The following is a 9,432-nucleotide window of genomic DNA, read 5'->3' on the forward strand; positions in this document are numbered from 1 at the left end:
TGGCTGGGCGGCTGCCGCCGTCTGCACCGCCGCTACGAACGCAAGGCCGAGCACTTCCTGGCCTTCACCGCCATCGCCTGCAGCCTCATCTGCTACCGCCGACTCGCCAAATGAGACGACGTCTTAGAGGTCGTTCTCTTTCCGAACCTCGTGTGCGGTTTCTGCTGGTCAGGCATGAGATCGCAGTTGTCGCGGGAGTCTCGGTCCGTTGCTGACCGAGATGTCGTGGGGGTGGCGGATGCCATCGATGCGGGCGGTGTTGGAAGCGCGGCAGAAGGCCGCGGCGGTGCGGGTGGAGGAACTCGAAGCCGAACTGGAGCGGGTGCGGGCGGCTCTGGCGGAGGCGGAAGAGGTGCTCGGGCGCCGGGTGATCGGCCTGGAGCAGTATCTGGAAGCGCTGGCCGAGGCGGACGCGCCCGCCGTGGTGGCCGACGGGATGTCGCAGAGGAAGCCGGCGGGGCCGCGCCGGGCGGTGCCCCACCGCCAGGACGCGGCCGGAATCGAGGTCTTGTCGGTGGACTACCAGGCGTTGATGGCCGCCGCCCTGGAGGCGGGAGCTGACGGGCTCGGTGCTCGGCGGGCAGCGGTGGTGCTGGGCTGGGACAGCGCGTCCGCCTCCCGCGTCGAGGGAGCGCGAGCCCGGCTGAAACGGCTGGTGGAACGGGGCTGGCTGGTCGAGGAGAAGCCGGGCAGCTTCACGCTGCCCGCGCCGGAGCGAGACGCTGCTGGTGCTGCGCGGCCAGACGGCGGCTCATGAGCATGGTCATCGACCACCAGATGACGCTCTCGCTGGTGTCGGTGCGTCGCTCGTAGTCACGGACCAGGCGCCGACTGCGCAGGAACCAGGCGAAGGATCTTTCGACGACCCAGCGGCGGGGCAGGACCTGGAAGCCGTGGGCGTCGTCGCTGCGTCGGACGACCTCCACGACCAGCCCCAGATGCTGGGCCGCCCAGTCGATGAGGTGGCCGGTGTAACCGCCGTCGGCCCAGATGCGGGCAAGGCGCCGGAAGCGTTCTTTCCCTGCGGGCAGCAGCGTGCGGGCGGCGTCCCGGTCGGTCGTGGATGCGGGCGTGACCAGGACGTCCAGGACGAGTCCGAGGGTGTCGGTGAGCAGGTGCCGCCTGCGGCCGTTGATCTTCTTGCCGGCGTCGAAGCCCCGGGTGGGGTTGGTGACGGTGGCGTCCGCTTTCACTGATTGCGAGTCCACCACGCCTGCGCTCGGTTCCGGGTTGCGGCCCTCCGCCCGGCGGACGGCGTCCCGCAGCCGGTCGTGCAGCTCGGCCGCCAGGCCCGTATCGCGCCAGCGGGCGAAGAAGGCGTAGACCCGCGGCCAGGGCGGGAAGTCGGCGGGCATCGCCCGCCACTTGATGCCGTTGTCGACGAGGTAGCGCACAGCGTCGATCATCTGCCGGTGGCAGTAGCCCTCCGGCCGGCCGCCCCGGCCCGCCATCCAGGCCGGCACCGGCAGCAGGTCCCGCACCAGCGCCCACTCCGCATCGCTCATGTCCGAGTCGTACCGGGGCCGGCGCTCCGGCCGGTCGGCCGCGTTCCCGAACCGGTGAGCGAGACAGTCACACTCCCAGGTGGCCCGGCTGGACTCCCCGACCACCACCACGCAACACTTCGACACCAGGGCCTCTTGCCACTCGCTGGATTCGACAACCGCGAGCTACCAAGAGGCCCTTCTTTCATGCACTCGCACCGGCCGACTCACCCGAACCAGGCCCCCGTTCGAACCCCTCCGACCACACGGACGGATAGAGAACGGCCAGTAAGACGGCCATCGCAGACGCACTGGCCGTCACGGCCAGTGCGTCTGTTGCACCCGTGTGGCCTCGAGTGCGCCCCCGCAAAAAGAGCGGAACGTCGCCTCAAGCCCGGGTCCTGGCCGACCTGGACCCGTGGTGGAACCCGCCCTGGCCGATGCGGCGGCAGTACGCCTACCACCACGCCCGCACCCACCCCAATACCTCACGCGCCACACGATGGATTACCGCCAGGGCCAGGCATGGCCGCTTCTGCATCCTGGCCAGCAGAAGCTACTGGCCGCCCTCGGCATCAGCGTGGGCAGGCAGCTCTCGTTTCAGCGAGGGCGCTCCTGCTCGCTGTGATAGGCCCGGGCCAGTAGCCCAGCGAACGCAGCGGCCCGCTCGACGCCGTACCGACCACCTCGGATCTGGTGAAGCAACGCCCGGCCTACCTGCTCGGGAGTGAACCCGTTTCTCGCCAGCTCTTGAACGATCTCCTCAATGGACGGTGGTGCCTGCCGGTGGGCACGCTCGCTCACCGCACCAGGTGCAGTCCCGGCAAGGTCGGGCCTTTGATCGACGGATACGGCAGCCTGCACCGGAGCTTCGAAGAGGAGTTGCTGCTCTTTCGGGACGTCTGCAGCCCGCCGACTCCGCGGTGGTCGCACCTCCCCCGGGAGCAGGTTCTCATCCAGTGGCCTGAGATCCGGCCTGGCGCGGACAAGGACGCTCTGGCCGAACGGCAAAGTGCCCCACACGTATGTGGCCTGGTTACTCGCTGCTGGTGTGTCCGTAGGCGTAAGGAGCCCCAGACCAGCCAATGCTGGCCCCATTGGCGTGTGGCCTACGAGGTCGAGCGTGGCCTTGGGAGGGCTCCAGCGCAGAAGATCCGGGTAGGCGAATGTGGGGGCCTCACGCCCTTGAGAAATGTCCCACATGCGCCGTGCCTCGGAGTCGATTACCTGGACATCTTGCACGGTGCCAGGCGGGGGGCCTGCCGTGACGACGCCTAGAAGAGCGCCAGCCATGGTGGCGATCGTGTCGGTGTCCGAGCCGAGGGTGTTGGCGGCAAGGAGCAGGCCAGCTTCTGGGGAGTCGGCATAGGCATGTGCCAGAACCGCGGCAAGCAGAGTGGTGACTGTGCCTGATCCACGCGTTGCGTCGTCGAAGCCGCCCCACCGCTGCACCAGGGCAGCGTAGGTCTCTGTTGTGAGGGGCGTTGTGGGGTCGAAGGCCTCGAGTGCTGCGCGGCATTCGTTGGCGACGGTGACGGCGGCCGAGCGGAAGTCGATGCCAGCGGCATCACCCCATGTGGGTAGCCACAGATATGCCAGTTCGTCATCTTTTGCGATGACGTCCGGTACCTGCTCCAGCCAGTCGACTGCGGGGCGCCACTGCTTGGGGCCGGGGAGTTCGTTGGTATCCAGGGCGTGGGCCAGCAGGATGGCGTGCAGGACGGCGCCGAGGATGCCCCGGGGGTGTCCGTGGGTGCTGACGGCGTTGCGTACGACGTCGCGGGTGATGTGGTCCCAGTTGGTGAGGTCCCGTGCGGACCAAACGTGGGGCTGGATACGCATGGCGGCGCCGTTGCCGCCGATGTCGACGTAGCGGGCGGCTTTGGTGGCGAAAACGTTCTGGGACCACTTGGCTTCGACCCGCATCAAACCGGTGGCTGCCGCTTTGGTCCCGCGTCCGGCGCCGAGGGCGTAGGCCTGCCAGGCAACGACTTCGATCTTCGCAAAGGCCTCGGCGTCGAATTCCCCGTCTCCGCGGATGGCGCGTGAAGTTGCAAGACGCAACTGGGTGTCATCGGAGTACGCGCCTGCGGGAAGAGGCATGTCGCGCCCGTAGCGACCTCCCACACGCCTCTTCCAGGGCACCGTAGTGGTGACTTCATCCTGTCCGATGCGTCGTCGCACGCCGGCGGTGTCGGTCAGTTCGGTGATGAAGCCGAGTGCATCTCCGTACGCCGCCCACTGGGCTGAGGCGCGTACTGCCTCCCATTGCATGGCGCTCACCGTAGTCCTTACCTGCCGAACGTGACCGGGTCGACAATGATGTCGACCTCATCATGTCCGCTGACACTGACAATGGCCTCGGCCTTCGCTGCGTCCTCGTCGGTGAGGACGCAGATGCGCTGCAGGTATCGGGTGGAGACGGCCTGCGGGTAGAGCACCTCGGCTTGCGGGTTCGTGGGCAGGTGAGGCTCACGGTTGCCGCGTGGCGGCGTGTTTTTGCCGAAGCCGTAGGGGACGCGGTCGGCGAAGAGAGCTTCGGCTCCAGGCAGTCCCTTCACGGGGGTGATGCCCTCGTATCCCATGTTGCTTGGGGAGAACAGCACGCCTGGGTGCGTCATGATGACGGGATCGAAGCTGAGGACTGCCCAGAATAGGTCTTCGTTCGCCCACCACTTTTGGCTGCTGGTTCGCAGGAAGCTGTGGTTGGGTTCGCTGATGCTGAGGTTCACGTACCGCCAGTATTTCGGGTCCTCGCGGCGCCACTTGGTGTTTTCGTGGTAGATGATCTCGAGATACTCGTCCTCTGACAGAAGCGCCCGAGCCTTGCATTCTCGTTGCAGAAGTATGCCCAACAAGCCCCGGTTTGTCGTAAAGTGCACCACTTCGCTGATCTTGCGCTCCTGGATGAGGGCGTTGATGCCCTCATCCTGTCCTTGGCCATCCGGTATGGCCGGGATCGGCTCTGCCGCGGTCATACGACTTTCACCTCGTAGGTGTCCGGGTCCATGCAGGCGATGAGGTCGCTTGCCTCGGAGGGCTTGTAGGTGATGGTCAGCGTCTTGCGGGCGCGTCCGGCGGACATGGCCAGCAGGCGCAGGTGGGCGTCTCGTTCGCTGTCGCCGGGCTCGGTGGCGTGGGGCATGACTTCGCTGTTGAGTCCGACGATGATCACGTGGTCGAACTCCAGCCCCTTGGCGGAGTGCATGGTCGACAGTGCGACGTTCACCGGTCCCGTCGGCCACTCGGCGTTGCGGGTGAGTTCCACGTAGGCCAGTCCGGCGGCGTTCAGACGGTTCTTGACCTCGCCGAACCAGCCCTTGGCATGAAGGATGGCGACGGACTCGTCGTTGTCGGGTCCGAGGTCGTTGAGGAACTGCACCACATGGTCCATCTGCTGGGTGAAGGTGCCCTGGACCAGCAAAGGCTTGTCGCCCTCTTCCTTGCAGGAGGTGAGGTCGGGGATCGCGGCATCGTCCGTCGTCTCGACGTCTTTGAGCAGCGGGGCAGCGAAGGCGGCGATCTGCCGGGTGTTGCGGAAGTTCTTGGACAACAGCTTGCTGTTGTGCGAGCCCACGCTCAGGCCGACCTCGCTCCAGGTGAAGCGCTGCGGATAGATGCGCTGAGCCGCGTCAAGGACGAAGGTGAGCGTGTGCTCGTCGGTGAGGTGGTTGAGTACGGCCCGGACCTGGTTGGCGGAGAAGTCCTGAGCCTCGTCGACCACGACCACGTGGTAGGGCTCGTCTGCGCGCTTGGCCGCCATGGCATTCGCCAGGTCAGACCAGTCCCAGGCCTGCTGCTGCTTCTTCCACTCCTGGAAGGGGTAGATCACCTCTTCCAGCAGCCGACGGCGCAGCGAGGCCGGCATCCGCGGGGAGCGGCCGCGGCCCTGGCGTTCGCACTCGACGTACGCGTCCAGGTGGTCAGGCATGAAGCGGCCCAGGACATAGTCCACTTCGGAACGTACGAAGTCGGCGGACAACGGCAGAGGCTCGGCCAGGGCGTCCAGCTTCCGGCTGCTCTCCCAGTCCTGGAGGATCCGCTCGTAGGCCACGCGATCGGTGGCCCACTTCGCGAAAGTGGAGATCGTCAGCTCGACGTCATTGCCCTTGAGCTGCTCCTGGGTGAGTTCCTCGATGTAGCCGCGCAACGTGCGGTTGTAGGTGAGAACGAGGACACGGACGGGGCCGCTGATGAAGCCGTCACGGCGACGACGCTGCCAGAAACCGACAGTGAACTTCAGCCGATACAGAGCGGTCGTGGTCTTGCCGCTGCCCGCGGCGCCCCGTACGACGAACACCCCCGGCTTGTGATTGTTGATCACTGTGAGCTGCTCGCTCGTCGGCTGCGTCGGCCTGAGAACCTTCATCCGCGCGGTCCCTCCCCAAGACTCGCTCCCCCGAACCTGAGGCCATGTTAGAAGCGAACGCCGCCAGCCGGGTTAAAGATCAGACAGGCAGCCTGTCGCACAATTTCCGATAGCAGCACATCCATCACCCATTCGGGTGACGGGTGTCAAGGTGCGCCTCCCCGCCGACCACCGGACTGATCGACCGGGCGTGCTGCGGCCCCGTGCGGATCCGGTTTGATTTATCCACTGCACAGTCGTTGCGAAAACGCCCGCCCGGAGCGGTGAACACGAGACTGTGGCGGAGTGATCCCTAACCTCGGCCTCCGGCGTACCGCTCCCCTGCAGAGGGAGACGACCTCGTCGCTGATCTGCCGCATCGCCAGCCGCTACGGGATGGAAGCGAAGGTGCTGCGGGCATGCTGGAAGTGGCGCAACTACCCGCCTGGGCACGAGGGCGGAGGCGTACGGGCCGACGCCGAGGTGCTGCTGAACGCAGCCGGACGCCAGCTCCTGGCAGGCATATGCGGCGTCGAGGAAGACGTGCTGGCACGGGCGTTGCCGTCCTGGGAAGAAGGGGACACCAAGCTGCGCGCCGAGGATGGCGATCCGGTGGGGCTGTGGCGGATCGGTGGCGCGGTGGCTGGGCCGGTGGCGTTCGGCTGCCGGCTGTGCACGGCCCGGCGCACGGGGACGGCTCTCCGGGCGGTGCGGTACGCGCCGCGGTGGGAGCGGGCGTGTGTACGGCATGGGCGGTGGCTGCTGGACGCGGACGCCAACCAGCCGCTGGAGCACCTCGACCTGCGTGGCCTGCCGGAGGTGGTGGCGGCGCAGCGGCGGTGGGCCTCGGTGGCGCGGCGGGCGGTGCGGGCCGGAGCGGAGCCGGAGCGGGTGTTCGCGCTGGCGCAGGCGGTGGTGGCCCGGTGGTGGGAGCAGGCCCTGCAGTGGGAGCGGGAGACAATCTGGCCGCAGCGCCTGCACCAGGTCGCGGGCGGGGATGCAGGTGGTGATCTGGAGCGGTGGCGGATCGTGGGGCGGGACGCGGTCGTCTTCCCGGAGGTGGTGGCGATGGCCGACGCCCTGCTGGACCCGGCCATGGCCGAGCTGGTGTGGGCCGACAGCGGTGCCGGGCGGCCGCGGGCGCTGCCCGCCGACGGGATGTTCTGCCGCAGGCTCGGTGAGCGGCTGGAGCGTACGTGGCTGGGGCCGCTGGCCGCGGCGGATCACGGCGGGCCGCTCATCGCGTGGATGGGCAGCGTCATCCGTCTTCGCCGGGGCGCCGGCGGGCCGCCCGGGTACGACAACGACCCATGGTGGCTGCGGCAGGAACACCATCCCACGACCATGGCCGGCCAGCTGCGGGTGCTGGGCAAGGAGAAGAAAGCGCCCGGTTCGGGGACGATGTGGCGGACTGCGGTGCCCGCCGAGCAGCGGATGCTGATCACCAGCGCTGTCGACAGCGCCGAGGAGCAGCTGCTGCAGCTGCGCGGGGTGCAGACCGGCCCGACCGCCGACGTCGCCCGGCGGCTGCTGCGCGGTCTCGGTCACAGTGCCGGTCTGATCGAGAACGCCTGGAAACGCACGGCGGTGGCGGCGGTGAACGGCGGGGTGCCCCTGGAAGAGGTGGCCCGGTGGGTGGACAAGCCCGTCAAGGTGCTCCGGGAGATGCTGACCGCGGGCGGGCAGGAAGACAGCGGCTGAGAGCGATGCGCCAGGGGCGACTCGGCTGTTAGCTGATACGGCACCCGTTCGTGGCAGAAATACTGAAAACGGCGGTGCGCGCCTGCGGGAGCGGCTTGGCTGGCGCGGGTGACCAGCACAGGAGCGGCCCGGCCACGGAGCCGGGCAGGGCGAGTTGCCGTGGACCACGGCAGCGGGTTCGAGGCGGTGTTCCTTGACCCGGTGGGGCAGGCCGTCCAGCAGCGGTGGGCGGATGCCGCCATGACCGTGGCGTTCGAGGAACTGCCGCCGGTGTCGGCGTTCCCGGTGGTCCCGGGGCGGCGCTGGGGGCCGGGCCTGTGGTGGTCGGCGACCACCGGACGGCACGTGGCCGCAGGGTCGAACGCGATGCGCGCCCAGCTGATGGTCCTGGACCGCGACCCTGACGTGACGGGCCTGGCGGGGCGGCCGCTACGGCTGCTGTGGCGTGATCCGCGTGGGCAGGTGCGTTCCTGGGTGCCGCAGCTCTTCGCCCGCCGTGCCGACGGCACCGCGCTGCTCGCCGACTGCCCCAGCCACCCGGAGGCCGGCGGCGAGCGGGCGATGAAGGCCGCCGAGGCGGTGGCGCAGGCGTGCGCGCACATCGGCTGGACCTACCGGCGGTTCGCCCCGCTGGAGGCGGCGGTGGCGGCGAACCTGAAGTGGCTGGCCGGCTATCGCCATCCCCGTAACACCGGCCGCTCCGGTCTGATGCCCGCGGTCCTTCAGGCGTTCATGCGGCCTCGACCGCTACTCGAAGGCGCCGAAGCGGCCGGCGACCCGGTCGAGGTCCTTCCCGTCGTCTTCCACGCCCTGTGGCACGGACATCTGACGGCCTGCCTGGACACGCCGCTGCACGAGCGTGTCCTGGTCGGTCCCCGGGACGCGGAAGTTGCAGGCAGGTCGGGAGATGCCGGGTGAGCGCGCGGCGCGATGCCCGTCCGGCGGTGAAGGCCGGAACGCGCGTCCGCTTCCGGGATGTGACGTGGCAGGTCGTCGCTCTGGCCGGGCAGAGCATCCATCTCGTCGGCCCGGACGGCGGAGGTGAAGCTGTGCTCGCCGGGCACCTGTTCGCCGACCCCGGCTTCACCGTCATCGGGGCCGACGTGCCCCAGGCGGCCCCGAAGTGGGGCCTGTTCGAGACCGCCCCCGCCGCAGCGCGCGAGAAGGCGCTGGCGTGGCAGCGGCACGTCAGGGAAGTCGAGTGCGGACTGCCCGACGGGCCCGGCAGCGAAGGACGGTGCGGACGCAGTACGACCCTGCACGGCATACGCTGGCTGAACGGGAGCAGGCCAAGGCGAAGGAGCTGACCGCGCTTGGGTTCGGCCGGGTGTCGCGCACCACGGTGCAGCGCATGCGACTTGCCTACCGCAAACAGGGACTGTGGGGGCTGCTCGACCACCGCACCACCCGCGTCTCCAGCCCTACCGGGCGGGCCGACGAACGGGTCGTCGCCGCCGTCCGCGAGGCGCTGCGCCGCCGACGCGGCCGCTCGAAGGGCACTATCAACGGCCTGTTCCCGCTGATCAACCAGATCCTTGAGGACCGGCACGGCGCCGGTACGGTGCCCGCGCCGTCGCAGGCCACGCTGTACCGTCTCGTCACCACCCTCGCCCGGCCCGGCGAACTGCCCTCCGGGCCCGTCCGACAGGTGCCCGCGAGCTTCGACGGGCGGGCTTTCACTCCCGCCACGGCGCTGCGGCCCGGCGAGCAGGTCCAGGTCGACACCACCCGCCTGGACGTCCTGGCACTCTTCGACGACGGGCGTCTGGCCCGGCCCGAGCTGACCATCGCCGTCGACGTCGCCACCCGCGCCATCCTCGCCGCCGTGCTGTGCCCGAGCGCGACCAAGGCCGTCGACGCGGCCCTGCTGCTGGTGTGGCGCGCCTCCTGGATGGCCGT

General features: G+C 69.0%; 8 protein-coding genes and 2 pseudogenes. 6 read left to right on the forward strand and 4 right to left on the reverse strand.

Features of this window, described 5'->3' with window-relative positions; translation table 11 throughout:
* A pseudogene (locus GUY61_RS29495) lies at positions 1 to 114 on the forward strand (IS5/IS1182 family transposase); the annotation flags it as partial.
* Between the two features lie 133 nt (positions 115 to 247).
* Positions 248 to 757 (forward strand): hypothetical protein, encoded by a 510-nt coding sequence (locus tag GUY61_RS29500; RefSeq protein ID WP_166633299.1) that lies wholly within the window; start codon positions 248 to 250, stop codon positions 755 to 757.
* On the opposite strand, the gene GUY61_RS29505 is transcribed toward GUY61_RS29500, so the two are convergent.
* The 4 genes from GUY61_RS29505 to GUY61_RS29520 all read right to left on the reverse strand — a co-directional run bounded on the left by GUY61_RS29505 (position 696) and on the right by GUY61_RS29520 (position 5,853).
* Positions 696 to 1,505, reverse strand: a complete 810-nt coding sequence (locus GUY61_RS29505) for an IS5 family transposase (RefSeq protein ID WP_243766845.1) — start codon at positions 1,503 to 1,505, stop codon at positions 696 to 698. The two genes, GUY61_RS29500 and GUY61_RS29505, sit on opposite strands and share 62 nt — an antisense overlap.
* A 579-nt stretch (positions 1,506 to 2,084) precedes the next feature.
* Complete coding sequence (locus GUY61_RS29510) at positions 2,085 to 3,758, reverse strand: ADP-ribosylglycohydrolase family protein (protein ID WP_208106621.1); 1,674 nt, start codon at positions 3,756 to 3,758, stop codon at positions 2,085 to 2,087.
* A gap of 17 nt (positions 3,759 to 3,775) precedes the next feature.
* Positions 3,776 to 4,462 (reverse strand): DarT ssDNA thymidine ADP-ribosyltransferase family protein, encoded by a 687-nt coding sequence (locus GUY61_RS29515; RefSeq protein ID WP_166633302.1) that lies wholly within the window; start codon positions 4,460 to 4,462, stop codon positions 3,776 to 3,778.
* A complete protein-coding gene (locus GUY61_RS29520) occupies positions 4,459 to 5,853 on the reverse strand; it encodes a 3'-5' exonuclease (RefSeq protein WP_166633303.1) in 1,395 nt (464 codons plus the stop codon). The genes GUY61_RS29515 and GUY61_RS29520 overlap by 4 nt, the downstream gene beginning before the upstream one ends.
* 285 nt (positions 5,854 to 6,138) lie before the next feature.
* Here GUY61_RS29520 and GUY61_RS29525 point away from each other — a divergent pair, with 285 nt between their 5' ends.
* The 4 genes and pseudogenes from GUY61_RS29525 to GUY61_RS40650 form a co-directional block, all read left to right on the forward strand.
* Positions 6,139 to 7,533, forward strand: coding sequence for a DNA-binding protein (locus GUY61_RS29525; RefSeq protein WP_313896934.1), 1,395 nt, complete (start codon positions 6,139 to 6,141; stop codon positions 7,531 to 7,533).
* Between the two features lie 159 nt (positions 7,534 to 7,692).
* Entirely contained in the window at positions 7,693 to 8,451 is a 759-nt protein-coding gene (locus GUY61_RS29530; protein WP_166633304.1) for a TnsA-like heteromeric transposase endonuclease subunit, read from the forward strand.
* A complete protein-coding gene (locus GUY61_RS40645; protein ID WP_243766846.1) occupies positions 8,448 to 8,840 on the forward strand; it encodes a hypothetical protein in 393 nt (130 codons plus the stop codon). The genes GUY61_RS29530 and GUY61_RS40645 overlap by 4 nt, the downstream gene beginning before the upstream one ends.
* A gap of 44 nt (positions 8,841 to 8,884) precedes the next feature.
* Positions 8,885 to 9,432, forward strand: a pseudogene (locus tag GUY61_RS40650) (transposase); the annotation flags it as partial.

It is taken from the genome of Streptomyces sp. GC420 (genome assembly GCF_009916105.1).
GTDB lineage: Bacteria > Actinomycetota > Actinomycetes > Streptomycetales > Streptomycetaceae > Streptomyces.